24 protein-coding genes are annotated in these 26689 nt (G+C 48.2%); 16 read left to right on the plus strand and 8 right to left on the minus strand.

The annotated features are described in order from the left end of the window. Positions 1 to 98: 98 nt before the first annotated feature. On the plus strand, positions 99 to 1454 hold the full coding sequence (locus E0496_RS22560; RefSeq protein ID WP_141504044.1) for a dicarboxylate/amino acid:cation symporter: 1356 nt from the start codon (positions 99 to 101) through the stop codon (positions 1452 to 1454). Positions 1455 to 1522: 68 nt separating this feature from the next. Here E0496_RS22560 and E0496_RS22565 read toward each other — a convergent pair whose 3' ends face one another. Together E0496_RS22565 and E0496_RS22570 are read right to left on the minus strand one after the other, a co-directional pair. Then, a complete protein-coding gene (locus E0496_RS22565) occupies positions 1523 to 1801 on the minus strand; it encodes a hypothetical protein (RefSeq protein ID WP_141504348.1) in 279 nt (92 codons plus the stop codon). A 51-nt stretch (positions 1802 to 1852) separates the two neighbouring features. Beyond that, positions 1853 to 2149, minus strand: a complete 297-nt coding sequence (locus E0496_RS22570; RefSeq protein ID WP_175598113.1) for a DUF3055 domain-containing protein — start codon at positions 2147 to 2149, stop codon at positions 1853 to 1855. A 241-nt stretch (positions 2150 to 2390) separates the two neighbouring features. Between E0496_RS22570 and E0496_RS22575 the strand changes: the two genes are divergently transcribed. After that, positions 2391 to 3389: an HRDC domain-containing protein gene (locus E0496_RS22575; RefSeq protein ID WP_141504045.1), complete on the plus strand. Its 999-nt coding sequence runs from the start codon at positions 2391 to 2393 to the stop codon at positions 3387 to 3389. A 49-nt stretch (positions 3390 to 3438) separates the two neighbouring features. Here the strand turns inward: E0496_RS22575 and E0496_RS22580 are convergent, their stop codons facing one another. Continuing rightward, a complete protein-coding gene (locus E0496_RS22580) occupies positions 3439 to 4455 on the minus strand; it encodes a zinc dependent phospholipase C family protein (protein ID WP_141504046.1) in 1017 nt (338 codons plus the stop codon). A 169-nt stretch (positions 4456 to 4624) separates the two neighbouring features. On the opposite strand from E0496_RS22580, the gene E0496_RS22585 reads away from it, so the two are divergent. From E0496_RS22585 to E0496_RS22610, 6 genes are all read left to right on the plus strand, one after another. Then, positions 4625 to 5086: a chemotaxis protein CheX gene (locus tag E0496_RS22585; RefSeq protein ID WP_053374694.1), complete on the plus strand. Its 462-nt coding sequence runs from the start codon at positions 4625 to 4627 to the stop codon at positions 5084 to 5086. A 77-nt stretch (positions 5087 to 5163) separates the two neighbouring features. Beyond that, a complete protein-coding gene (locus tag E0496_RS22590; RefSeq protein WP_141504047.1) occupies positions 5164 to 5937 on the plus strand; it encodes an SDR family NAD(P)-dependent oxidoreductase in 774 nt (257 codons plus the stop codon). A gap of 26 nt (positions 5938 to 5963) precedes the next feature. After that, complete coding sequence (locus E0496_RS22595; protein WP_141504048.1) at positions 5964 to 7445, plus strand: DEAD/DEAH box helicase; 1482 nt, start codon at positions 5964 to 5966, stop codon at positions 7443 to 7445. Between the two features lie 136 nt (positions 7446 to 7581). Continuing rightward, positions 7582 to 8832, plus strand: a complete 1251-nt coding sequence (locus tag E0496_RS22600; RefSeq protein WP_141504350.1) for an S-layer homology domain-containing protein — start codon at positions 7582 to 7584, stop codon at positions 8830 to 8832. 115 nt (positions 8833 to 8947) lie between these two features. Next, on the plus strand, positions 8948 to 9697 hold the full coding sequence (locus E0496_RS22605; protein ID WP_141504049.1) for an ABC transporter ATP-binding protein: 750 nt from the start codon (positions 8948 to 8950) through the stop codon (positions 9695 to 9697). Then, a complete protein-coding gene (locus E0496_RS22610; protein WP_141504050.1) occupies positions 9697 to 10947 on the plus strand; it encodes an ABC transporter permease in 1251 nt (416 codons plus the stop codon). Before E0496_RS22605 ends, E0496_RS22610 begins: the two co-directional genes overlap by 1 nt. Positions 10948 to 11023: 76 nt before the next feature. Here the strand turns inward: E0496_RS22610 and E0496_RS22615 are convergent, their stop codons facing one another. After that, positions 11024 to 12328: an aminotransferase class I/II-fold pyridoxal phosphate-dependent enzyme gene (locus E0496_RS22615; protein WP_141504051.1), complete on the minus strand. Its 1305-nt coding sequence runs from the start codon at positions 12326 to 12328 to the stop codon at positions 11024 to 11026. Between the two features lie 230 nt (positions 12329 to 12558). On the opposite strand from E0496_RS22615, the gene E0496_RS22620 reads away from it, so the two are divergent. Next, the gene (locus E0496_RS22620; protein WP_141504052.1) at positions 12559 to 13344 is read left to right on the plus strand and encodes a helix-turn-helix domain-containing protein; all 786 of its coding nucleotides are present in this window, start codon (positions 12559 to 12561) and stop codon (positions 13342 to 13344) included. Between the two features lie 171 nt (positions 13345 to 13515). Here the strand turns inward: E0496_RS22620 and asd are convergent, their stop codons facing one another. Both asd and E0496_RS22630 read right to left on the minus strand, forming a co-directional pair. Continuing rightward, complete coding sequence (asd, locus tag E0496_RS22625; RefSeq protein WP_141504053.1) at positions 13516 to 14307, minus strand: archaetidylserine decarboxylase; 792 nt, start codon at positions 14305 to 14307, stop codon at positions 13516 to 13518. A gap of 82 nt (positions 14308 to 14389) precedes the next feature. Further along, complete coding sequence (locus E0496_RS22630; RefSeq protein ID WP_141504054.1) at positions 14390 to 15154, minus strand: TspO/MBR family protein; 765 nt, start codon at positions 15152 to 15154, stop codon at positions 14390 to 14392. Between the two features lie 174 nt (positions 15155 to 15328). On the opposite strand from E0496_RS22630, the gene E0496_RS22635 reads away from it, so the two are divergent. From E0496_RS22635 to E0496_RS22645, 3 genes are all read left to right on the plus strand, one after another. After that, complete coding sequence (locus E0496_RS22635; RefSeq protein WP_141504055.1) at positions 15329 to 15625, plus strand: hypothetical protein; 297 nt, start codon at positions 15329 to 15331, stop codon at positions 15623 to 15625. Positions 15626 to 15756: 131 nt separating this feature from the next. After that, the gene (locus E0496_RS22640; protein ID WP_141504056.1) at positions 15757 to 16434 is read left to right on the plus strand and encodes an HAD family hydrolase; all 678 of its coding nucleotides are present in this window, start codon (positions 15757 to 15759) and stop codon (positions 16432 to 16434) included. Positions 16435 to 16453: 19 nt separating this feature from the next. Further along, on the plus strand, positions 16454 to 17047 hold the full coding sequence (locus tag E0496_RS22645) for an MSMEG_1061 family FMN-dependent PPOX-type flavoprotein (RefSeq protein ID WP_141504057.1): 594 nt from the start codon (positions 16454 to 16456) through the stop codon (positions 17045 to 17047). A 316-nt stretch (positions 17048 to 17363) separates the two neighbouring features. Here the strand turns inward: E0496_RS22645 and E0496_RS22650 are convergent, their stop codons facing one another. After that, a complete protein-coding gene (locus tag E0496_RS22650; protein WP_141504058.1) occupies positions 17364 to 18992 on the minus strand; it encodes a helix-turn-helix domain-containing protein in 1629 nt (542 codons plus the stop codon). Then, a complete protein-coding gene (locus E0496_RS22655; protein WP_141504059.1) occupies positions 18989 to 20800 on the minus strand; it encodes a cache domain-containing sensor histidine kinase in 1812 nt (603 codons plus the stop codon). The genes E0496_RS22650 and E0496_RS22655 overlap by 4 nt, the downstream gene beginning before the upstream one ends. A 205-nt stretch (positions 20801 to 21005) precedes the next feature. Between E0496_RS22655 and E0496_RS22660 the strand changes: the two genes are divergently transcribed. The 4 genes from E0496_RS22660 (at position 21006) to E0496_RS22675 (ending at position 26681) form a co-directional block, all read left to right on the plus strand. Beyond that, the gene (locus E0496_RS22660; protein ID WP_141504060.1) at positions 21006 to 22574 is read left to right on the plus strand and encodes an extracellular solute-binding protein; all 1569 of its coding nucleotides are present in this window, start codon (positions 21006 to 21008) and stop codon (positions 22572 to 22574) included. Positions 22575 to 22636: 62 nt separating this feature from the next. Continuing rightward, on the plus strand, positions 22637 to 23548 hold the full coding sequence (locus E0496_RS22665; RefSeq protein ID WP_141504061.1) for an ABC transporter permease: 912 nt from the start codon (positions 22637 to 22639) through the stop codon (positions 23546 to 23548). Positions 23549 to 23572: 24 nt separating this feature from the next. Further along, positions 23573 to 24430, plus strand: coding sequence for a carbohydrate ABC transporter permease (locus E0496_RS22670; protein WP_241674960.1), 858 nt, complete (start codon positions 23573 to 23575; stop codon positions 24428 to 24430). 46 nt (positions 24431 to 24476) lie between these two features. Beyond that, a complete protein-coding gene (locus E0496_RS22675) occupies positions 24477 to 26681 on the plus strand; it encodes an alginate lyase family protein (RefSeq protein WP_141504063.1) in 2205 nt (734 codons plus the stop codon). The last annotated feature ends 8 nt before the right edge of the window (positions 26682 to 26689 follow it).

Consider the following 26689-nt stretch of genomic DNA (forward strand, 5'->3'; position numbering starts at 1 on the left):
AAACATAGTAATCTTATCGGAATTAAAGATTAACTAATTTATGGTTAATCTAGGTTCTGCGAAATAGGATTTCGGACTGAGAGGATGATCGTTGCATTATGGAAAATAATTTATTAACCGCACTCGAAACCAACTGGATAACATTAGTTGTATCGGCAATCTTGCTCGGTGGCCTTTATTATTTGGCCAAAAAACGCGTAGCCTTCGGAACGCGGGTTTTGATCGCGCTTGGCCTTGGTCTACTCGCAGGCATTATCTTCAACAACTACAAGCTGGACACGGAAGGCGTAGGCACGATCGGTTCTATTTATATCAATTTGATTCGCATGATCGTTATACCGCTTGTGTTCGTACTCGTCATTAACAGTATTATTTCGATTACTAACATTGAATTTTTACGCAAGCTGAGCGTGAAGACGATTGGGTGGTTTTTGGCCACAACGGGAGTCGCGGCAATTATCGGACTGTTGGTTGCATCGGCAATCAATCCAGGAGCGGGCTTTGAATTGATTAAGCCTGAAAATTTTGAAGCGCGCGAAGTGCCAAGCTTCTTTAAAGTCATATTGGACCAAGTTCCTTCCAATCCAATTAACGACGCAGCAGACGGCAAGGTCGTACCGATCCTTATCTTTGCCCTCTTTATTGCGATTGCGATCGTTAAAGTAGGCGCGAAAAACCCAGATTCTGTTCAACCGTTTAAATCCTTCATTCAATCGGCAACGGTCATTATGCATCAGGTGGTTAAGTTCGTTCTGCGCTTCACGCCGTACGGCGTATACGCACTGATCGCGGTTATGGCTGCCAAATACGGCTGGGAAACGCTTGAACCGCTCGCTATGCTAATCGCGGTAAGCTACATTGCCCTAATTCTTCATTTTGTGTTTGTATTCGGCGGCTTGGTTACTTTTGTAGCCAAAGTGAATCCGCTCAAATTTTTCAAGAAGGCGTATCCGACGGTTGCAGTAGCTTTCACAACGCGAAGCAGCTTCGCGACACTGCCAATCAATCTGGAGGTTATTACGAAGCGGCTTCGCATTTCTCCGAAAATCGCAAGCTTCGTGGCACCACTTGGCGCAACGATGAACTTCAATGGATGCGGCGGGGTTTGGCCAGCGGTAGTAGCCGTGTTCATCTCTCAAGTGTACGGCGTATCTTTGTCAGCAACGGATTATGTATTGATCGTTTTAGTCAGCGTCATTTCCTCAATCGGTGTTGCAGGAGTTCCTGGACCGGCGTCCATTTCAACAACGGTTGTGCTTACAGCAGTTGGCCTCCCGCTAGAGGGTATCGCGCTTGTTGTAGCTGTTGAGTCCTTGATCGATATGGGTCGTACGGCGGTTAACGCAACAGGTACTACGGTTACAGCACTGCTAGTTGCAAACTCCGAGGGTGAATTTGACCGTGAATCATTTGACCGCGGCGAAGAAGATGACCTGGAGCTTAACCCAGCTTAATTGAAGTAATCAATAAAAATGAGCCCTTGCTGCGCGCCTATTGGCGAAGTGGCAAGGGCTCTGTTTATTTAGGGTTCGTCATGCACTTCAGGAAAAGGATGGCCGTACTCATCCTCTCCAGGATAATCACGAGGCAAGTCGGCATGGAGCGCACGGTTTTCATAGCCAAAGCGGTTGGATGGCCGTTGATCGATCCGCCATGGCGTGCTTTTGCCCAGAGATTCCATCAGCAGGTCAGAGCCATACGGGCCATCGGGAAACTCCTCAGGAATGAGGTCATTGCGCTGCGACTCCACAGTTGACACATCGGTGTAAGGCTGGCGATTCTCTTGAATAAACCGATCCATTAGCAGACTCCTCCTGAAATGGGATTTGACATCCATTTCAGTGTGCCCTGATTAATCGGTAAAATGCACCGTTCCGACAACAAAGTAAAGGAATTGTACGAGCTCTGCAGCCTCTTCTTCCGTAAGTTTGAATGCATATTCAAGATAACCTTCCTCTTCGAGATCATCTGGCCCGATAATCGCTGTTTTGCCGAACTGCAAATCGGTCACCAGCTTCTTGCCGTAGAACCGGCTTGTAGACGTAATGGCCAAATCGAATCGCTTCAGGCTTGGTCCGATAAAGGTAACGTATCTGGTAGAGGTTTCTTCCGTTGAGTCGGACATAAAATCAAAATCAGGCAGCAGCATGTTGTATAACCTCCACTTCATTAGTCCCCTTATTATACAACAATAAAATGCTTGTAATAAAGAAATCAATATGATAGCATGAAAGCAATCGAATCATTGAACGTGAGAGGAAGCACCTTCTCTGCCCTAGGCAGAGAAGGTGCTTTTTTTGTTGTCCAGCACTTTGGCCGATCGTCCCATTTGCTGCCTTGCGCTTCAAGACATTCGCTAATAAATCACCTTATTGGAGGATTGAGCAATTATGCAAATCGTATTCTTAAACACGTTCGAGAAGCCAGGAGACAACCATCAGACGGAAAGCGCGCAGTTGACGATTAGTGAAAGCGGCGGTCTCTGGACTGTGCTGTGGGTGGAGGGGGAGGAAGGCATTGCAGATGCACAGACTTGGTTTGAAGGGACATCATGGGAAGAGATGATGATTGCTTTCAGGCACGGCATTGCGAGGTTTATGGTAGAGGGATATGTTCCAGTTATCGATGGCATGCTGGACGATCGCCGTGCTTCTGCCGGCAGTTTTGTATCGATGCTGCAGTGCTATGGCGAGCTGCATGCAAGTCCCGAGCTCTTCCAAGCGCTGCGAGAGTGGCGCCGTGCGAAAGCGGCTGGTGAGAAGCGTTCGGCTTATTTGGTTGCGACCAATCGTATTCTATGGATGATTAGCGCGTTTGTTCCGAAGACGGAAGAAGAGCTGAAGCAAATTCCCGGATGGGGCACAGCGAAGCTGGCTAGCTATGGGCAGGAAGTGCTTGCTATTACGACACATGCTGAGCGCACGGATGATTTTCCGCTGCAATGGGTGGAGCAGAAGCTGGATTCACAGGCCTATACACAGTGGCTTTATAAACAGAAGGAAACCAAATTCAAAGCTCAGATGGATCGCCAGGTAGCCAAGAAACTTATCTTGACAACGGTACAGCAAGGCGGAACGCTGGAGCAGCTAGGGACGGAGCTGGAGCTTTCCAGACGTGAGCTGATGGATCGGATTGAGCAATTGGAGCAAGAAGGCTATGACTTTGAGCCACTCATTACGCGAGAGCTGGGAGAAGTACCAGAAGAAGAGCAGCAGCTCGTTTGGGAAGCGCTTGCGGAGGTTGGCGATAAATACTTGAAGCCTGTGCTGCAGCAGGTATACGGAACATCAGAGCCTTCTCAGCTGAATAAACCGGTGGATGTCCTTTATGAGCGCCTGCGTTTAATAAGACTGCGTTTTCGGAGAAGCCTCACGAGCACAGCGGTTTAGCTAAGCTAATCCGTAAGCTAAGCTAAACCGCCGGGCTGGCGAAGGCTCTTTAATGGTTAGGAGCCTTCGTAATGCCAGGCTGATCATGCCATACCGTTTCGGCAAAACGGATAACTGCTCCGGAATCACAGTCCAATCCCGTTTCATAGGAGCGATTGCCAATAGCTGCAATGGCCGCTTCACGCAAATGGCGGACATGTATCCGGTCTTCCTTCGTGAATTGAGGAGCTTCATGTGCCCTTAACCAAATCAGAATGGCACTTAATGTTTCAAGCGCGTCGCTCATCGCTTGTTCCCATAATAACCAAACGCTTTCCTGGCGATAATTGATGCCTTCAATGGGATCAAGCCAAGGCTTATCCTCGGTATTTAGGACATCATAGGGAACTGGTTTTTTTCTATATACAAAAGGCTCGATTTGTCCGAAGGTCAGCTTCCGGCGTATGCCTGTTGGATCATGGAACAGACGCTGGGCCGTTGTAAAATCACGTTTAGCCTGATTCCAGTCCTCTCGGTTAATATGCAGTGCAAGATCCTTATAATAGGTGTTCACAATGGATTCGAAAGCGTCCAGAATGGCTGGCGGAAAAATTCCATTTGTATCAATATGCCTCCATACGGGAGTTCTCCACGTTTCGATGCCCCATAGCTCTTTGGCAATTACTGTATCCATCATAATTTCAAATCGTTGATGATCCCATTTGCGAAAACCTGATCTGCTGAATACGTACGGGTGCACATGCCTGTCCAGAATATGATGTAAGACGAAACCTAGCGAATAGAGAATGGAGGAATCAGGACGTTTAGGGCATGCGGGTCTTCCATTGACATTATCCAGCATTTCAACGATTACGTGACCGCAATTTTGGGTATGCATTGCGGTACCTAATCGGTTCAGCACAGCACTTCTCTGCCAAGGAAGGAAACGGTGATAAAATAAAAAATCAGGTCCCTGACATCCCATATTGAAGATGTTTTTTTGCTCGTCTGACTGAATTAGCGCCAGTTCACCAAGCTTTTCAAGCACAAGCTGTCCGAATATCAAATGCGCCCATACGTTAGGCATAGAAGACTCAGCTCCATTCCTATGCAGCATGTTGAGGTCATAGTTCATTGAGAGTAGTTCTTTTGATGCATAAATTTTATTTATAGTATACTTGTCCTAGTGAATTAAGTATAATATAAATTAAACAAGACAAAGCGCGAATTTTGTCGAAAAGGAGCGTATCCTCATTATGAAGGCAGAGTATATTAACCCGTTTCTTGAATCCGCAAAAATCGTGATTGAACAAGTGGTTCAAATTCGTCCTGCGACCGGAGAGCTAGGTCTTAAGGACATCAAGTTTGTAGAGAACTACATTTGGATACAAATTGGGCTCAATGGACAGATGAACGGTGATATTGTATTCGGGCTCAGTGAAGAGGTAGCTATGAAAATGGTTTCTGCGATGATGGGCGGATACGTAATTTCTGAAATCGATGAAATCGTGAAGAGTGCTATTTCTGAGCTTGGCAATATGATTAGCGGAAATGCCAGTACGATGTTGTTTAACCAAGGGGTTCGGGTCGATATTACGCCGCCGAAGGTTATCCAGTCCGCGCAATCAGCAGGTTTCTCCGCTCAGAAGGCGTTGACGATTCCACTGATTATGGAAGGCATCGGAGAGCTTGACATCCAGGTTTTAATCGCATCTTAGCACAGAAATGGCTCCTTAGGGAGCTTTTTTTGCGTCTGCTGTACCAATCAAGTAAACTTGTAAATGGGTGATGTTGGATGTTAAAGGATAAAGTGATTTTCATCTCAGGAGCATCAAGTGGCATCGGAGCGTTAATGGCAATAAGGTTGGCTGAAAGAGGTGCAATTCCTGTTTTAACCGGGCGCAATATCGAGAGGCTGAAGGAGATTTCTGCTGCAATCCAAGGGAAGAACTCCTACTATTCCATGGATGTGACCGATAACGAGCAGGTCAAGCAAACGATAGATGCGGTTATTGCCAAATACGGTAAAATAGATGTATTGCTGAATAATGCCGGTTACGGTCAATTCGAAGATTTTATGAGCATGCCTGTGGAAAGTTTTGAGAAGATGATGGACACAAACTATATGGGAATCGTGCGCTGTACGAAAGCGGTTATTCCCCATATGGCAAAGCAAGGCAGCGGGCATATTGTTAATATCGCTTCGCTTGCGGGCAAGCTGGGTACGGCAAAATCTACGAGCTACACAGCTACGAAGCACGCGGTACTTGGCTTTACCAACTCACTGCGAATGGAGCTGCGCGGGCAGGGCATTCAAGTGTCGGCTGTCAATCCGGGTCCGATCGATACCCCTTTTTTCTCGCTGGCTGATCCTTCCGGCTCTTACGTTAAAAATGTCAGTTGGTTTATGATGAAGCCAGAGTATGTGGTTAAAGGCATTATCCGTCTGATTGAACGGAGAAAGGCCGAGCTTGACCTTCCGAAATCCGCGGCTTTTGGCATTAAATTGTATCAATTGCTGCCGCGTACGATTGATCGTCTGTTCGGTGGTTTATTGAATCGAAAATAAAGGATTAAATGAAAGAGGTTTAATGAATGAGTAAGTACACATGGAATGAAATAGGCATTAATGAGGTGCTGGCAGAAAAGCTGGCATCGAACGGAATTGTAGAACCAACCGACGTACAGGCAGAAACGGTTCCGATTTTGCTTGGAGGCAGCGACGTATCTGCTCGCTCACAGACGGGAACAGGCAAGACGCTTGCTTATTTACTGCCGCTGCTGCAGAAGCTGAATTCCTATTCGAATGCTATCCAAGGCGTAATCTTGGCTCCAACGCAGGAGCTTGCGATGCAAATCGTTCGCGTAGCCGAGATTTATGCAGAGCCGCTAAATATTCGCGTGCAGCAATTGATCGGGGGAGCGGCGCTGAAACGCCAAGTAGAGAAGTTGAAGCTGCGGCCACAACTTGTTATCGGTACACCGGGACGGATACATGAATTGCTTAAAATTCGCAAGCTCAAACTAACCGATGTGAATAATGTGGTCATAGATGAGGCGGATCAGGTATTTCAGCTGGGCTCTACGAAAGAGGTTGAAATCATCCTGCATGGCATGGGAAAAGGACGGCAAATCGCCTTTTTCTCCGCTACCTACCCGGATCAGATGGCTCGCTTTGAGGGGCGTTGGATGAAAGATCCGGTCCGGATTCAGATCACGCCGGAGCATCGCGTCTCGGAAACGATCGATAACTATTTTGTCGTGAGCGACAAGCGGGATAAAACGGACACGGCACGCCGTCTGATCCGTTTGCTTAACCCGTCCTCTGCGCTGCTCTTTCTCAACGATACGGACAACATTGCCAATTGGGAGTCGAAGCTTAGTTATGAGGGCTTTACTGTTGAGGCTTTATATGGGGATGCAGACAAGCAGAAGCGGGCAGCCACGCTTGCCCGTTTCCGTGATGGGCGCTGTCAGCTGCTGCTTGCAACGGATGTCGCGGCACGAGGCTTGGACATTGAGGGACTGCCGCTGGTGATCCAGCTTGATCCGGCCGCAGATGCTGATCATTATGTGCACCGGGCCGGGCGTACGGGCCGGATGGGGAGAGCGGGTACTGTCATCTCGATCGTGATGCCGCAGGAGCTGTTCATTATGGAGAAGTTCCGGAAGCAGCTCGGCATATCCTTAATGGAGCGGACGATGTTCAGAGGCAAGCTCCTTTCAGAGGAAGAGCTGCGGGAAGCAACGCGTCCTTTTGCCGCAAGGCATGAGGCGAAGCTGGCAAATCGTTCTGAAGCAGCGCAGGCACGGCGCCAAGAAAACCGGAATGACGCCTCACGTCCTGAAGCGAAAGCAAAGACTGGTCAGTCGGAATTGGCTAAAGCGGAGGTTTCTGGCCTAGTGAATCCGTTGGCTAAACCAATGGCAAAACCAGTTTCAACACCAGCCGCAAAACCAACTTCTAAGCCGGCTGCAAAAGCTGCCCCGAAAAAGGTAGAACGCAAAAAAGAAGGTAAAAACAAAGGGGCTCCGAAATGGCTGAAAGCCAAGCGTGAGGCTGAGAAAAAAGAATAAAAAAACAATAAAAGACGATAAAAAATATTTATTTTGAAAGCCACCCTCCTAAATCGAGCTTCTTCCGCCGAAACGTATAGGCGAAAGAAAAAAATGCGGCAAACCCCGCAATCGAAAAAGGAGTGTGGCTTTCTTGATGAAAAAACAAACGATGTGGAAAAAGACAGCAATTTCCTCGCTTGCGCTGCTAATGCTTGCAGGCGGAGCGACGTCAGCTTTTGCTGACAACGGTAAAGGCAAAGGACATGGAGGCGACCGAGATGATGATAAAGGGCGCCATGAGGACAAAAACGATAAGAACGATAAGAAAGATAAAGATGATGACCAGTATAAAGTAACGTGGAACTTCAAAGATGAGGACGATCTCAAATGGGCCATGGAATACATTATGCGATTGGCGTCCAAGGGCGTATTTACGGGATATGAGGACGGAACCTTCAAACCGAATCAGAAGATTAGCCGGATTGAAACGCTTACGGCAGCGGTAAGGTTGATGGGGCTTCGCGCTCAGGCTGAATCAGCTGAGGAAATGAATACGGAGCTGCAATTCAAGGATGCCGATAAAATTACAAAAAAATATCCATGGGCAGTAGGATACGTAGCGGTAGCACTAGAAAATGATTTATTTTCTGAAACAGACACAGAGGTGAGACCGGAAGCGAATGCGACTCGGCTTTGGTCTACGATTTTGCTCGTTAAAGCGCTTAAACTGGAAAATGAAGCGAAAGCTTTAAATAATACAAAGCTCGACTTTAAGGATGCGGGTGAAATTCCAGCAGGTTCGGTTGGTTATGTTGCACTGGCGCTGAAGAAAGGTATTATCACTGGTTATACCGATAAAAACGGAAAAACATTCCGTCCAAACCAGCCTGTTACGCGTGCCGAGCTCGCTGCGCTTCTTGATCGGACAGATACTGAAATGCCGGATCATGATGCGCAAGCGATTACGGGCAAGCTGAAGGCAGCTCCTGCTGACGGCAAGCTGACAGTAGTCAAAGCGGATAATACGGAAACAGCCTTGACTATTGATCCGAATGTCTTCATCTTCCGTGAGGACAAAAAAGCGCCATTAAGCGCTCTTCGCGCTGGGGATGAGGTGCTGGTACGCACTTATCTGAATAAGGTCGTGTTCATTGAAGTAACGAAGCCGGCTGCTGCCGTCACCTCCTTCTCGGAGCTTGGCACGATCAACACGCTAACCTTTAATGCACAAGCGAAGCTTGCGGCTATATCGATCTCCCGTATTGAAAACTCGCAAACGCTTGTCTATACTTACAACGTAGATCCGAATGTCGCAATTGCGGGCAACGCTTCGCTGCTGAAGGTAGGACAACCGGTATTGGTTAAGGGTGATAACGGCAACGTAAAGTCGATTGAAATTAAATAAGCTGCGCATGAAGAAGCATCACCGCTGGCGGTGATGCTTTTTTTTGATATTAGGCCGAATATTAGGTATGCTGTTTACTAGCAATAACTAAATCGTAATGTTGAAGGTGATCGGGATGGTTCCTATCTTACAGGTAAATAGTTTAACCGGCGGTTATAGCCCAAGGAGACCGGTACTGCATGATGTCTCTTTTGAGATTAAAGCGGGGGAAATGGTAGGGCTAATCGGTCTGAATGGCGCAGGCAAAAGCACGACAATCAAACATATCCTTGGCCTGATGAAACCGCAAATCGGCGAGGTTAAGGTGAGCGGCGTAACGTTGGAATCAGATACGGAGCGGTACCGCAGTTCTTTTGCTTATGTGCCAGAGACTCCCGTGCTCTTTGATGAATTAACGGTAGAGGAGCATTTGAGATTAACCGGGATGGCTTACAGCGTTCAGGACAAGTCCTATGAAACCAAAGAGGAAGAGCTGCTCACGGAGTTTCAGATGCTGCCTAAGCGCAAAGCCTTTGCTTCCCATCTATCCAAGGGAATGAAGCAAAAGGTAATGATCATGAATGCGCTCCTTGCAGAACCCCCTCTGTATATCATCGATGAACCGTTTCTAGGGCTTGATCCGCTCGGTATCCGCTCGCTGCTCGAGCGACTTGTTGAAGTGAAGCAAAAGGGTGCAGCCATCTTGATGAGCTCGCATATTTTGTCAACGGTAGAAGCTTACTGTGACCGTTTTATCGTTATGCATCATGGCAAAATTGTCGCTTTAGGCACGCTGGACGAGGTCAGGCAAGCAGCCGGATTGGAGATGCGCGGAGGCTCTTTGGAGGATGCTTTCTACAAGCTTGTGACTGGAGGCACCGACTAATGAGCCAGGATCGTAGTATGGAGGCGATATGGCGAAAGCGTGCCAAGGCGTTCCGCGCAGAGACCTTGCCCTACTTTCGCTACATGGGTCAAAGCGGTTTTCCAGCGTTTATGTCTTTAATTCTGATTTCTTGTACCATTGGCTATTTTAAATTGATTCATCATGTGCCTGCCAATTTTCCCGTAGCGGCAGTTGGAGTGATCGCATTAACGCTCGTACTATGCTGGAGTCCGCTCCGCACTTGGCTTGCAGCAGGCGATACGGTATTTATGATGCCGCGTGAGGCTGAAATGTCCAGCTATTTGCGTATTTCCTTCCGCTATACAACGATTGCCTGCGCGGTATTGGCAGCGGCCGTGCTGCTTCTTTATTTGCCAATCTACAATCAAGGTGCTGCATATTACGGAGCTTGGATGCTAGTGGTTGTTGCAGCAGTGTTAAAAGCTGCAAACATTTGGGGCGCCTGGAAAGAGCGGCAGATGACTTGGCCTGGTATGAGAAGGCTCATGCGTTTGCTGCGCTGGATGTTGACGGCGTGTACGCTAACCGCATGGCTTGCCGCGTCTGAACTATGGCAGGCGGCAGGCTTTACGCTGCTGATCGCCAGCCTGTATGTCTTGCTCTACAAGCTCCCAAGCAAACATCAATTCCCTTGGGAGAGACTCATAGAAGAGGAAGGAAAAACGCGTAAACGCTACTATGCCTTCTTTGGATTATTTATTGATGTCCCAACGCTGCAATCCAGTGTTGCCAGAAGATCGTATTTGGCATGGGTGCTTCGGCTCGTCCCCTATTCAAACCGAAACACATTTACATATCTGTACGCGGCTTCTCTGCTAAGAGCGGAAATAGGCGGCATGATGCTGCGGCTGCTTTTTCTCGGCTGCCTCATCATTTATTGGTTTGCAGAAGCGGCATCACTCTCGGGGTATGGCAGTGTCATCGTATTCGTTATATTTATGGGGATAATAGCTGTCCAGCTAGGCGGATTGCGTCATGTCCATCGCTATTCAGTGTGGAAGCATGTCTATCCGCTGCCAGAAGCTCAGCGTATCGAGCAGTATTTGAAGGTGGACCGTATTTCACTGTTCTCGTGTGTGGTGATTCTCTGGCTGTTTGCAGCTATACCACTAGCGGTCGCAGGCGTGTATATGCCTTCACTCATAGCAGCCGTTTTGGCATTAGCTTATCTGGCACTTCGGCCAATGCGCTTGCGCAAGAAGCTTATCAAGGACGAGGAAGAGGAATAAAATGAAAATAACCCCTTGGAATTGCAGTTGTTATAACCTGCTTCTCCCAAGGGGTTATTTCATATTCGTTTAGCGATTAAGCTTGATTAGCAGTCAATTCCGTTACGGCTTTAAAGATCGTGTCGAACAATTCTTCAAGGTTCTCTTCCTCAATGCAAGAGAAAGCGACGCGAAGATCCGTTTCACCAAGTGCAATCGTTCCGATGCCATATTGGTTCAGTAGATGTACGCGTACAGATTCTGCAGTCACGCCGCTGAGTTTCAGGCACATGAAGTATCCGGAGTTGAACGGATAGTAGCCCCATACATCGCCATACCGACCGCTGTCGAGCAGCGTTTTGACACGGTTGGCGCGGCCCTTCATAATATCGTATTTTTCCGCTTTTTGAGCTTCAAAATCCGGCGATGTCAACGCACGCAATACGAAGGTTTGCGACGGGTGTGGACCGCTTGAGATCGTTGCACGGATGATACCGGTCGTTTTTTGCTCCAATGCGCTAAGAACAGTTGCTGAAGTGGAAGCATAAGTGATGAAGCCTACACGGAAGCCCCAGACATATTCTTCTTTTGTAGCGCCATCCACCTTGATTGCAAGTACGCGCGGGTGGAGGTCAGAGAGTTTGGAGAACAGTGACTCATGCATGGAATCTTCAAAGAACAAACCGAAATAAGCATCGTCCGTAACGGCTACGACATTAATGCCTGCTTCAGCAGCATCACGGATCGCAGCAACGATTTCTTCGCCTTCCTGCGCATCAGGCGTGTAGCCTGTTGGGTTGTTCGGGAAGTTAAGCACAACAATCGCTTTTCCTTTGTCTTTCTGAGCAAGCAAGGCCTCACGAAGAGCAGTGCTGTTGAAACGGGTTTGTTCATTGTAGAGCGGGTATTCTACGATTTCGGCACCGCGGCGGATTCCGAACGTCAGTTCATAGTTTTCCCAGTTTTTGTTAGGGATGATTACAGCGTCACCAGCATCTGCAAATAGGTCAGCAACAATGCTGAGTCCATGCGTAAGGGCGTTGGTAACAACCGGATTACCGAAGCCTTTGGATTCCAAAGACGGATTATCCTTAATCATCTTTGTGCGCCATGCGGCGCGCAACTCAGGCTTGCCGCCTGGAGGAGCATATTCATATATATCTTTCGGATTGTAAGCAGATAGCGTATCCTGGATGACCTTAAGATGCATCGGTTGTCCGCCTTCTGTTGCAATTCCGATCGTAGCGTTAAATTTGGTTGCTTTGGTCTTCGCTTCGGCGGACTGGCTGAGAATGCCCTCCTTCGGGAAATAAATCGCTTTGCCTAAGGCTGACAACATCGCATAGACGTTCGGACTTTCCGATTGCAACGTCTCGTTTAACTGCTGAGCAAGTGGGTTCATGGACTTTATTCCATCCTTCCGAAATCATTCATTTGAAATAGGATTAGCATGATGAGCTTGTGAAAAAGAACAAGTCGTTAGCAATTAACGCTTGTCGGGTGCTATTATAACATTTTTTTTGAGCTGCAAACCATTCTCAAAGCAAATTTTTTCGTAATTTTAGGGCAGCTTGCACAAAACTTTGCAGCTGTTGTATGATGACGGCATAGATTTGCACAGGAGGTTGCCCTATGCTGCACATTTCGCCTGATTCGTTCATCCTGTTACCCGCGTTTGCCAAGATCGTATGCGAGCCGGGCTGGAGATGGGCGAGACGCGAGAAGCCGATGGCCAATTTTGATTTATTTTACGTATGGAGCGGCGAGGGGGAAGTAGAAGTCAACGGAACACCTTACGAGGTAGGACCAGGCAGCTGTTTTCTGTTTCGTCCAGGAGACTACACAAGCGCTACCCATAACCCGCAGCGGCCGCTCGTGTTATCCTATATCCACTTTGCCGTCAATGACCCGGCAGATGCGGTGCCGAACCGTTACAGACAATTAAATGATACCGTTGATTTTGAATACATGCTCTCCAGGTATGTGAGGCTGTTCCTGGTAGAAACCTACGCGGCCGAAGAAGAGGCACAGCTTGTTCTTAAGCAGTTAATGATTCATTTGCTAAGAGAGGACAAGCAGCTGCCAGTCGAGAAGAAGGCGAGCAATCAATTGACGGAGGCGATTCATGAGGTCGCCAATTTTGTTCGGCAAAATCCGAGTATCGCTCACCGGGTAGAGGATCTGGCGATGCGCGCCCAGTTGTCGCCGCGGTATTTCTCGATGAAGTTTAAAGAATTAATCGGCATGTCCGTGCAGACGTACATGATCCGCACCCGAATCGAGCGGGCACAGCATTTGCTTATGCATGCGGGTATGAATGTGACGGAGGTTGCGGATGCGCTGGGCTACCGTGATATCTTTTTCTTCAGCAGGCAATTCAAGCAATATACGGGGCGCAGCCCTTCCGAAATCAGGTAGTTGGCTAGTTTAGTTCCATATAGACGAGTTACTTTCAGAGGCAATGCATAAATCTTTCTTGAAAAAAATAACCGCCAGCCTGCAGAAACGCAGGCTGGCGGTTATTTTGGCTGCGGAGAGCTGTATTCAGCTGCTCCCAACTTCATCAAACCTCTCGCTTTATCAGTTGAGCTAGCTTTCCTCAATAAGAGTACCCAACCGCTCGCCCATGGCTACCTTGCTGCCGAGAAGGCCGGCTTCGCGCGGTTGAAAAGTGTCATCTTCCAGTAGCAGTACGACAGTGGAGCCGAACTCGAAATAGGCTAGCTCGTCACCTTTTGCCATTTCAGCTTTTAGGGGCTGCACATACTGAATGCTGCTAACGTTCATTGCACCCACCTTGACGACGGCTGTTTCTCCACCACTATGCTGCATGTATGTGATGAGCCGCTCGTTACGGCTGAGCACTCTGCGCATATGAGTCAAGCCAAAGTCGTTCACCGGATACACTTTTCCTAGTACGTGCTCCCGCTCTACAATACGTCCGCTGACTGGGGTATGGATGCGATGATAATCAGTCGGGCTTAAATAAAGGACAATATAATAGCCATTCATGTAATTAGCGGTCCGCGGAGAACCGTTAAGCAGCTCATCGATCGTATAATCCTGGCCTTTGACATTGAGGATCGTGCCTTTTTCAATCGGTCCGGCACCTGTAATAAGGGCATCTACGGGGCTTGTCAGCGAATCTACTGAAGCATGAACCTCTCTGAATCCTGGCTTTAACCGTCGTGTGAAAAACTCATTTAACGTCTTATATTGAGACAGAGGTTTCTCTGCTTCCTCTGTTTTAATTCCGTATGCCTTGGCGAATCGGGAAATAAAAGGGCGGCTGGCAGCCGATTGCGCAAACTTCCCGGTCATGCTGGAAATCCATTTGCGCGAGCTTAATTCTGTCATGGAACGAAGCAGCCATTTTGTCATGCGTGAACCGTCACGTCCTTTCCTGCTAGGGGCAATGAGTCTCAATACCCAACACACAGTGTGACATATCCTGTTCTATTTTTCAATACGCAGCCGATTTCCTTTTTCTCGCCATGAACAAAACATAGACGGCGGCAACGGCCAAAACAGCTGCACCAATGTAGGCTGCAAGAGTAACTTGCGACGCTTGGCCATCCTTTACTGCAATGGCAATAAAGGACCAGACAAATACGAGAATGTAGGCAGCGTCGTTATAGCCGAAGCCAAATGCTAGCGCAAGCAGGCTGGCAATGACGAGCAGGATGACGGTCCACGTTATATCCGATAGTCCAAAACCATCCCAATCGGATGCATAGAGGACGACCGATACATTAACGATGGTTGCCGTGCTAATCCACCCCAGATACACACTAAACGGAAGGCGAACGAGCAGACTCTCGCCGAGACTGGCCGACGGTTTGCTGCTGCGAATGGCAAGATAAATCGTAATGAGTGAAAGAAGCAAGGCGATCATCACAAACATGCTGCTCATCAGTTTCTCATAATGCCATACGAGTATCCAGGCCACATTCAGCAGGCAGCTGATCAGAAACCATGGCCCTATGTTTTGCACGTTTTTGTTATTGGCTGCTCTCCTTGTGAATTGGTAAATGACGAATCCAATTAGCAGCAAATAAATGAGCGACCAAATCGAAAAAGCATAGGGAGCAGGAGTAATCAGTACGGGATATTTGGCAGATAGCTCTCCTGTTGTTTTACCGTTGATCGGAAGCCATTGCGCCAGTCCGTTAATGATCAGCACGATGGCGAGTCCAATCACATTGATCCATTTTAAACTTTTCTTCATAACAAAACCTCCGTTTCAAAATATATTGAGTTCATAGAAGTGTGATTATGTATGGTCTACTATCATATTTAAACAACCTTACGGTTAATTATTCACATTTCCTCATTTTCAATCGGATTGGAGAGGTTTAGGAGCTGAGAAATTTACCGAACCTGTCACTAGAGGTGAAGGTCAATGATGATGATTATCGGGGCTGTGCTCGCTGTTGGCGCCCTTTTTATCGGTTGGGCAAGCAGAAGGAGCGACTTTGTCAGCCGTTTGTTTGATGTTGTTGCAGCTGTCGCGCTATTTATTTTTTATGTCGCTGCGGCAGACGCGGTTATCGAAACGATTGCGCATGAGACTGTGTTTATGACTGAAGTTCATCGGGTGTTTGAGAATACCATTTTTTTGGTAAGCGGTGCTTATCTGGGGCCATACACGCTCGCGAGAATTGCGATGCTTCCCGCTTATCTATTTGGTAGAAAATAACGATTCGTATGATCCGTGTGAACTTGAATATACGTTTTTCTGCTGTTCATCTAGAAAAAAGGCCGTTCGTGCTTGCGAATATTTCCTTCATTCCAGTATGATAAGAGCAGACCTTGAAGGAGGATTTTCCAATGACTGAGCTTAAGCTTCGAAAGCCGGAGGCTGTAATATTTGATATGGATGGTACGTTGTTTGAGACGGATACGCTGCTTATACCTGTGCATAACCGCGTATTTGAAACGCTCAGGGCGGAAGGGCTTTATATGCATGAAACGCCGCCTGTGGATCGGTTACTGAGCTGCCTCGGGATGCTGTTGGAGGATATATGGCGGCAGGTGATGCCAGATAGTACGGAAGCTGCACGCCAGCGCGCTGATGTGCTGCTTTTGCAATATGAGCTGGAAGGGCTGGCTGCCGGCGAAGGCAAGCTTTATCCCTTTGTGGAGCAGACACTGCGCGAACTGAAGGACCATGGCATCAAGCTGTTCGTTGCGAGCAACGGACTTGAAGATTATGTTAAGGGCGTTGCGGAGCAAAGAGGGATAGCGGAGCTGTTTGATGGTTTGTACAGCGCGGGCGAGTATGCAACCGCAAGCAAGGTGGATCTTGTGGCAAGGCTGCTTCAGGATCACGGTGTGCAGAACGCTTGGATGGTTGGCGATCGCTCGTCTGATGTTGAAGCCGGCAAGGGCAATGGTTTGCAAACCATTGGCTGTGCCTACGCGACGTATGGACGTGCTTCTGAGATTGCCGGGGCAGATGTCCTCATTTCTGATTTCCGCGAGCTGACTCGTTTGCTGGAACAATAAATGAACGGGAGGAGCCATTGTGAATTCTACGAGCTGGAATACGGATCTTATTGTTAACGCTAATCAATTAAGGGAGCTTGTGGGGACGCCACATGAATCCGTTGTCAAAAAGAGCGTCTCCCAATTAGAGGAGCATGTTCGTCATTTTCTGTCTCTGTCTCCTTTGTTTTTCTTATCTACTTCGGATGCAAGCGGGCGCTGCGATTCGTCGCCGCGCGGCGATGATGCGGGATTTGTAAAGGCGCTGGATGATTTTCGGGTAATTTATCCTGAGCGGCCGGGCAACCGGAGAATTGATTCCTTGCTGAATATGCTTGAAAATCCTCAGGTAGGCATGTTATTTATTATTCCTGGTATGCAGGAGGTCCTGCGCATTAACGGCCGGGCATCTCTGACGACTAATGCGGAACTATTGGAACAGATGAATTGGGGCGGCAAAGCCCCTGCACTGGCAGTCATCGTTGAAGTACAGGAATGCTTCATCCATTGTCCACGAGCACTTAAGCAAGCAAGCGTTTGGGATAAGGAACAATGGCCGGAAGCAGAAGCTATGCCTTCGGTTAGCGAAATGTTTAAGGCCCATTTACGAATGAATGGTTATGAAACGAAGTAGGGAGCGGGCGTTACCCTCGGAAGTCCTTGATTTCTGTATACGACTTTGTAAATGCGCGAAACAAGAATTTCATAGTAAACGGCAGGATTTTAATTCTCTGCTGAACAAAAGCAGACGTCGTTGAGGTGTTGCCATCATAGCCCTGCCATTCCTCGAATGAGGGATGGCAGCGTTTCATTTAGCGAATTGGCGTAACCTCCTCGTTTTTTTTAAGAGGTTTATGTTCACGCTTCCATCCCCAACGTGCATGCCCTGGACGTTGTGCTGGCGGAGCTTCTGAAGGAGCATTTCGAAGGAATGGAGTCACTCCAAAGGATTACGTTTGGCTCAACGTTTGACCAGCATTTCGGAAGTCCGAAGGAGACATACCGGTTTCTTTCTTGAACATTCGGTTGAACGAACGATAATTTTCAAGACCGACCGCTTCAGCAATCTCAAACGTTTTGAGATCGGTAGTAAGTAGCAACAGCTGCGCCTTTTCAATTCTCAGCCGCGTCAAATAAGGAATGAAGCTTTCTCCGGTTATCTTTTTGAACATGCTGCTGAAGTAGGGGACACTGTAATTGATGCTGGCCGCAAGTTCTTGCAGTTTGTAAGGATAGCTTAAATCTTCGTAAATACGCTGAATCAGATGTATGATGGATGAATCAATATGTTTCTCGTCAATGGACCGTCGGTCATGCAGTTTACGAAAGCAGGCGACAATGGATTCATAGACAGCACGATAGGTCCGGCTTTGGTCCAGCTTGCTACGAAATTCGGCTTCATTATCCGTCAGTCCGTCAGGTTCTGCCGCAAATTGGGTGCTATCCAAAAATATTCTATAGTAGAGTGATTTGATGTGCTCTGGCTCCCAGTGGTTCTGCTTCGCTTCTCTAAGCAAGGCAGAGCTTGTCTGTTCAACGGGCACTGAAGTCAAATGGCATTCCAGCAGCGCCTGCTTGAGGGCTTTGAGCCAGACGCTTCGCCTTGTCTCGGGCATGGGAGCGTAATGATTGTTTTTCTCCCAATTTGCGAAATCCGAGTGTGCACTGTTGCTGTAGAAAAAAGGGTAGCGGGCGACTGCAAGTCTAATTAATTCGGAGGTTTGCTGAGCGATATTTTGGTCAAAAACGCAATGTAGTACAAACACGTCTATCTTAAGGAAGGTTAGAAAAGCATGACGTATTTGCTCTCGCAGGATTGAGCTGTCTCGAAGCACGGTGGATTGGAAGATAGCGAGGAATCGACCTTTTTCCATTGCAATGGTTTTATTAACCCCAACTCCGTCGAGCAGCTCGCTCAATACATTGACGCCAGCAAACTGCCATAGCTTTAGATCCTCCTGCTTTTTGTCCCGAAACAAGGAGCTGTCAATATCCAGGTCCAGCAGAAACACGTGAAATTCGGTCCGCTCGATACAAAGGGAGGATTGTTGCAGAATACGCAGCAAACCTGTTTTCGCCACAGAACTCCGTTGCATATCAAGAAACAAATTACGTTCAATCTCTAGGATGTTGGAGCGCAGCCTTTGATCGATCAGAAGCTGCTCCTCTCGCGTACGATCTTGTATCTCCATTTGGCGGCACAGCCTGTCTATGGTCTGCGGCAAAAGAGCCGAATTGGACAGGCAGTCGTCCTTCAGCAGGTAGGAGGCTACCTTAAATCGAATTGCCTCTCGTGCGTAATGAAAATCCTGATGACAAGTCAAAATCACGATTTGAGGCATGGTCTCCCCGCTTCTCTCAATCTCATCAAGCATAGTGAGTCCGTTCATCCCCGGCATCGTAATATCCGTTACGATAATTTGAGGTTTGTGCTTCCAATAAAGCTCAAGTCCTTCCCGCCCATCCGCAGCTTCTCCAACCAGTTCGCACAGGCTGCGCTGTGTCTCCTCCAGCATAAGCCGGAATACGGTCCTGGCTGGAAATTCATCTTCTACCAGAATCATTTTTAACTTGCTCACGGGCAGTCTCCTTTCTCGTGGTTTGGGTAAATGGGAACGGCTTGCTCTGAAGCAAGAGTGAAGCGAATTGTCGTGCCTGCGCCAAGCTTACTATGTAGTTCGACTCTTGCCGCTCGGCCGAACATGAATCGGAACCTCAACCATACATTTTGCAAGCCGATGCCTTCCACGCGTTCATCTCGTTGTAAACGAGCTCTAAGTTTCTCCACTTCTTTCTCGGACATGCCTTGTCCGTCATCCTCAACCTCAATGAGTGGGCAACCGAGATCCGGATGGAACGCAACGCGAACAATAATGCGGCCTTCCTCTATCTTCTTGGGAAGTATGCCATGGAAGACGGCATTTTCGATTAACGGCTGGAGACTCAGCCGCGGAATCGGAAGCTTCGCCAGATTGACCTCAACCTCGGTTAACAGAACAACTTGATCTTTGTAGCGCATATTGATCAATTCGATGTAATCTGACAAATAACTCAACTCTTCCTGAAGCGGAACGTACTGGTTTTCATTCTCCATTGAATAACGCAGCATAGACACAAGCCGCCCCATTAACGCATTGATGCGGTCATAGTCCTTAAGTATGGCGAACATACGAATCGTGTTTAAGGTATTGTACATAAAATGCGGATTGATTTGGGACTGAAGCGCCCGTATCTCCAATCTGCGCTTTAAATTTTCGGAATGCTGCTGCTCTGCTAGCAGCTCTTGGATACGGATGGCCATCGTATTAAGCATACGTCCGAGCTCCCCGATCTCATTGTTGGCGTAAACCTCGGAGCTGGCCTCAAAGCGTCCGCTCTTGAAGGCGGCGACCTGTCGTTTCATTGCTCTAAGCGGCCTGTATAGTCGATATCCAAAGCCTGCAATCGTCAGCGAACCGAACAGAATTAACAAAATCAGGACATATGTGACGGTTTGCCGAATCATATCGGCGTTTTTTGCAAGTTCAGCGGACGGGATTTCTGATACTACAATCCAGCGATCGTAAGTAGACGTTTGTTCCACGGAAATGATAGAGGTGCCTATAGAAAATTGATCGGGTTTCCCAAGGGTATGCCATCTGTCCAGCAGGCGTTCAATCCGCAGCTCATCTTCGCTCTTTTCCAGCTTGCTGGTTGTAGCGATTGTCGCCCCTCCTGGTGTAAGTAAGGAAATCGATCCTGAACCCAGCTCGACATTCTGGATTTGTCGTCCATATTCCGTATTGTTTATGGCAATAACGAGCGCTCCCTTAACCTCTTCATAGGGATTAAGTGGAATCCGTCCGACATAGTAGGTCGTTTCTTCAAGGGCAGTATGCAGAGGCAAAGTGTCTTTGTCCAGAAATAATCCAGCCTTGCCCGACGATAGCAAAGCTTCGATAAGCGGCTTGTATGGAGATGCTTCAAGCGTTGCCGGTATATCGGAGGAAGACAGCACCTCTCCGCTTGCGGCAGAATAAACCATCATTCCTTTCAAATTTCCAATTACGGCTGATGTTGTGGACAACAAGGAGATTAGCTCGCGCTTGCGAACCACATCTTTGGAATAGAGTTCGGAAGGAGGGATGAGGGCATTCGGTATGCCCGGCATTCGCGAATATTGTCCAATAATTTCTTGAAGACGCTCCATAGACAATTCAATTCGGTCTATCGCCTGTTTCACAAGCTGGCTGTTCAATTGATTGACCTGTTCCTTGACCGTTGTGCCGGAGATGGAGATGGAGACATAGGACAGGGCCACTAGCGGAATGATGGACAAGACGACCATAATGGCAATCATCTTGACGTAGAAGCTCTTGGTAAGGAAATGAATGAAGGGGGATATCACCTGTGCACCGCCTCTCCGCTTGCCTCGAAATCTATCCTGATTATAGTACAGTTGATCAAGGAGGTGCTAGATGTAATGGCTTACATCATAAAATCGGAGACACATTGAATCGAATTCGTCATGTTGCGAGTTGGACGATATCCATTATAATCGCAATTGTAAGCACAATGGCCGGCCGGCTGAATTTGATAAACGGGGGATTAATATGGGACAAAAAAACAAATGGGCGCTATTTATCCTATCAGTGGCAGTAGGCTCCGCTTTGGCGGGATGCTCCGGATCGGCCAACGAACCGACCGCAACAATGACTTCGGGAGGGGATTCCAAACAACCCGCACAAACGGAGGCTGCCTTGCCAACTTCTATTAAAGCAATGACAATTATATTCGGCACGCCGCCTGCCGAAGAGAATAACAAGGCGAGGGAGGATCTGGGCAACCGGGGAAATGTAGATTTAACGGTTTCCTTCGTACCAGCCGAGGCTTATCAGGACAAACTTTCGGTAGCTATTTCGGCCGAAAATTCCTTTGATCTACTGCTATTCGACCGTGGCAAGGATAATCAGTTCGTCAAGTTGGTTCAAATGGGTGCCTTTCATGACCTGACTCCTTATTTGGAGGGAGCATCCAATCTGAACGAGATTGAAGATGCCGTATGGAGAAATATCAAAGTAGATGACAAGGTATACGGAATTCCAAGACCGCGAGGATTGTATGGAGGCGGAGAAGCCAGCTTTGCCATCCGCAAGGACTGGCTGGATCAATACAGCCTGCCTGTGCCTTCAACACTGGATGAACTTACGAATACTCTAAAAGTATTTCGGGAAAAAGATCCCGTGGGAGGCGGAAAAACGATACCACTCGTTATGGCAGGATTGGATGGCAGCTCATCTCCTGCTCCGTTTGCCGGGATCAGCCCGATTCAATACGCATTTGGGGTACCCTTTGATTGGAAAGTCGAGAATGGCGAAGCGCTTCGCGATATCGAGACGCAGGAATACAAAAGCTTCATGAACTGGATGCGAGACGCATGGCAGCAGAACCTGATCGACAAGGACGCCCCAGTTCTGAAGAACCAGCAGCAGGCACAGGAGAAGTTTCTAGCGGGAACCGCCGGTGTATTCTCGGGCAATGCAACTATGCTTAACGAGTCCAATGTTGCCAAGCTCAAGCAAGCTGATCCGAATTCTGAAATCGTGATTATTGATTTGCTGGAAGGGCCTGATGGCCACAAAGGTGTTTTGATGACGGCGGGTTATTATGGTCTTTGGGCGGTACCAAGCTCGGTGCCGAAGGAAAAGGTGCAAAAGATCGTTGATTTCCTTAATTTTACGGCTTCCGAGGAAAATGCGGTGTTTTCCAAAACTGGAGTCATCGGCGTCCATTCAAATGGTCTCAAGGACGGCGTGCTCGATCAGACGGAAGAACAGAAAAAACAATTTGAGCTGGACAAACCGGACACCTTTATGTTGGAAAATCGTTCGGATCCCTATATTTATGCTAATTCGAAAATGCCGGAAATACATGTGGCGCAGAAGAAATCGCTCGATGCCATCAGCAAGTTCGGCATCGAGAACCCTTTCTTGAGCTATAGCTCTGCTACACTTGCCACCAATGCGGACAGCTACAAAAAAATCAATACAGCTTTGACAAGGTATGTACTCGGAGAAGTTGAGTGGGATGCGGTTCAGAAAGAAATTGACAGTTGGAGCGGCGGGGTTGGTGCGCAAATCAAACAGGAAATGATGGAGCAATACAACGCTGACCATAAATAAAGAAGTGGTATTCGGACGCAACGGAGGCTCTGTTGCGTCCGTGGATGGGGGAGGTTGTTGCAATGTTGGAGAGAACGCGTAGACTGGGATGGCCTGGAAAATTATTGCCTTATTACGTGCTGGCCGCGCCGGGTATCGCTTACTTTCTTATCTTTCATTACACTCCGATGTGGGGGCTATTGCTTGCCTTCAAGGATTACAGCCCTTTCATCGGAATATGGAACAGTCCGTGGTCGGGATTCGAACATTTCAGGCATTTTTTCAGTACCAATGATTTTTGGAATCTCCTTCGCAATACATTGTTGATCAGTTTTTATAATTTAGCGGTTTTTTTCCCGACAACGATTGTTCTCGCCATTATGATGAACGAAGTGGCTCAACGATGGTTCAAGCGTTTGGCTCAAACGGTTGTCTATCTCCCTCACTTTTTATCCTGGGTGGTTATATACGGCATGACCATTACGTTTTTTGGACCATCTGGCGTTATTAATCATTGGCTTGAGGCCGGGTTTGGCATGAATTTCAAATTTCTGATCAGCAACGAGTGGTTTCGACCGCTTGTGGTGTTCCAAGCCATATGGAAGGATGCCGGCTGGGGAACCGTTATTTTACTTGCTGCGCTCGCCGGGATCAATCCCGAGCTATACGAAGCAGCCAAGGTGGATGGGGCCGGCCGCTTTCGTACAATCTGGCATATCACACTGCCAGGCATGAAGTCGACGATAGTCATTTTACTGCTTCTGCAGCTTGGCTCGTCTATGGATACAAATTTTATGCAAATTTTTCTGATGGCCAACAGCTTGAATCTCGATGTGTCCAACGTCTTTGATCTATATGTATACCGCGTCGGCTTGCAACAGTTTAACTACAGCTACGCTATTACGGCAGGTCTGTTTAAGTCGGCGGCCAGTCTGATTCTCGTGCTTGGCGCCAACTATGCAGTCAGAAAAATGGGCGAAGACGGCATCTTCTAGGGAGGTGGGAGCACATTGATAAAGGTGAAGTGGTTCGACACCTTAAACGCGTTTTTTCTAGTGCTAATAGGGTTGTCTGTTTTAATTCCGTTTGTATACATTACCGCTGTTTCTTTTAGTCCACCATCAGAGTCGCTTGGGGGCCGGTTTTATTTGTGGCCGAAGGAATGGTCCTTTGCCGCCTATGACTATTTGTTTCATGCCCGTAACTTTATCAGATCCTTACAAAACTCGGTTGTCATAACGGTGCTGGGAACCTGTGTGAATTTGCTGATTTCCATTACGTTAAGCTACGCGCTGTCGAAGAGGTTTGTACCCGGCCGCCGAATCGCACTGTTGTTCATTTTTTTTACGATGATCTTCCATGGCGGGATGATTCCGAGCTATCTCGTCGTCAAGAGCTTGGGGCTTATCGATTCGTATTGGGCCATTATTCTTCCGGCTGCAACGAGCGCTTTTAACATTATGGTCATCCGAACCTTTTTCCAAAGCTTACCGGAAAGTTTGGATGAAGCAGCTCGGATTGATGGGGCGGGGGAGTTTCGTATCCTGCTTTCTGTTGTGCTTCCGTTATCCAAACCAATTATTGCGACATTTGCATTGTTTTTTATGGTGCAATACTGGAATGAATTTTTTTCTGCCATTATTTATTTAAATGATTCCAGAGATTGGCCGATCCAGCCGTTGCTTCGTCAGATGGTGGCGATCAGCGCCTCGAACATCTCGGCTGACGCTGCTCTGGATGCACAGCTTGCAGTGAGTCTCGGTCCCAATGTGCAGAATGCTGCGATTTTGCTGGCCATGTTGCCAATTGTAGCTGTGTATCCGTTTCTGCAGAAATATTTTGCTAAAGGCGCCATGCTTGGCTCAATCAAGGAATAGCTTCTAAATTTCGAATGTATGGATTTCTTATGCAAGGAGTGATAAAGTGCCTGGTACATTGGAATACCGCCATGTAAGACATGACCCGCGTTACACGCAAGAGCTTATGCCAGATGACTACTTTCTTGCACAGGAGCTGCGGCTGGAGCGTCCAGGGATGGAGGAAGTTGCGGAGCGAATCGAGCAAAGAGATGTGATGGGCGCTCGCGATGCTTATTTGCGGAATATCCGATTTGGAGTAGAAAAACGCTATTATTACGGCTTCGACGATATTTCGACATTATTTGAAGTTGCCCGGACGCATTATCAACATGACGAGGAAGCTCGTCGGGCCATCGAGGAAGCCGATCGTATTACGGAAGGTGATATTCCGCTGTATAAGGAGCGCCGGGCGTCCTTCGAGGGAGGGGTATACGATTGGAATAGCTCTCTTCACGATAGCTCCCAGTATCAGCTGCACCTGGTCCGCTTTAGTTATGTGAAATATCTAGTTCGAGCTTACGGTTTGACCGGCGATGAGAAGTATGCGCAGTGCTTTAATGAAATGATGGATCATTTTTTTAGTGATAATCCGATGCCGATGGACAGCACATTCCGTTGGCATATCTGCACATGGGATCCGTTGTCGACCGGCATCAGAATGTTTACTCTTGCAGAGCCGTTTGTTGTTTTCTTTGATTCGCCCGCTTTCCTGCCGGAAGTGAAGTTAAAGATGATTAAGGCATTTCAGCAGCACGGTCGTTATGTGCGGCAATACCTGGCGGCTAGCGGCAACCATGTGTGCACACAGTTGCGCGGTCTGGTCCAGATAGCTTTGCTGCTGCCGGAGCTTAAGGAGTCGGAGGAATGGCTGAACCTGGCTTTGGAGCAATTGCCGGGCTCCACGCTTGGCAATTTGTATGAAGACGGCGTTCAATTCGAAGCGAGTCCCAGTTACCATGTCGTTGTAATGAGGGATTTGTACGAACTGGTACCGTTGCTCGAAGCGCATGCTCTGGAGGCAGTGCCTTATCGCGAAATGCTGGAGAAGATGTACGAGGTGCTGATGCATCTGATCGCTCCGGATGGTCATTTGGCCAAATTCGGAGATACGGATGTGCACGCCGACAACGAAATCAGCGACGCAATGTGCCTTGGCGCCTATCTGTTTGAGCGAGGAGACTTCAAGTCGCTGGGCGACTCCCGGCTGCCATTTTCTCTATTGTGGCGGCTGGGCCCCACCGCTGTTCACCTCTATGAAGGTCTGATCTCCACGCCGCCAGTGCGTACCTCTGCGTGTTTCCCTATCGGTGGTTACCTGATGTCTCGCCAAAGCTGGGATCGAAACGCCATGTACATGGCAATGCGGGCGGGCGTTGGCATCCATGGTCATGCGCATTCTGATGCACTTAGTCTAATTCTCTACGCCAATGGGAGAGAGATCGTCGTGGATTCGGGATCTGGCGTGTACGAGTGGAACAAGGAACGCAAATATATGGTATCTACACGGGCCCATAATACGGTTGTTGTGGACGGGCAGGATCAGCATGTGCGCAGCCTTCACTGGATTGCGCCTCCGACTGCGGCATGTCGGATATGGAATTATCGGAGCGAGGCACAATATGATTACTTTTACGCAAGTCATTACGGCTACACGAGGTATGATGATCCTGTCATCCACTCCCGGAAGGTGCTGTTTGTCAAAAATCGTTACTGGTTGATCGTGGATCTGTTCGAGGCCCGGGAATGGCATAATTATGAGCAATATTATCACTTGCCCAGTGGAGAAGCCATTGGCGACTGGGACAAACGGCAGTTTCGGACGGCGGAGGCAGGAGCCAATGTTCTTATCGCATATCCTCCTGCTGCTGCTGAGGAGCGGCTGTCGCTGGAGTCCGGTCTTCTGTTCCGTCAAGGAGGATATAAACCAAATCCGGTTGTAAAACGCTCTATGTTCGCTGCCGGCAAATTGGTGATGGAAACACTTGTTGTTCCATTCGGAGAGAGTATTCCGCGGCTTGCAATGACACGGCTGCCTGTGCAGCGGAACGGTAGCGAACTGCCTGCAAGTGAAGCGACGGCACTGCTGATTGAAGGGGAAGAATGGCGCGATCAAATATGCTTGTATCATGGCAATTATCGCGTCACATCGTACCTCAATGCTTCAGGAAGCACGGTCGATCCTGCGTTGCTGCCGGAGCCAGAGCCGATTGGCGAGCTGCTTTTCGACGGAAAACAGTACCGCGATAGTGTGGTGGTACATGTAGGATGACTGACAAA

The organism is Paenibacillus luteus, assembly GCF_006542765.1.
In the GTDB taxonomy this organism is placed as follows: Bacteria; Bacillota; Bacilli; order Paenibacillales; family Paenibacillaceae; genus Pristimantibacillus; species Pristimantibacillus luteus.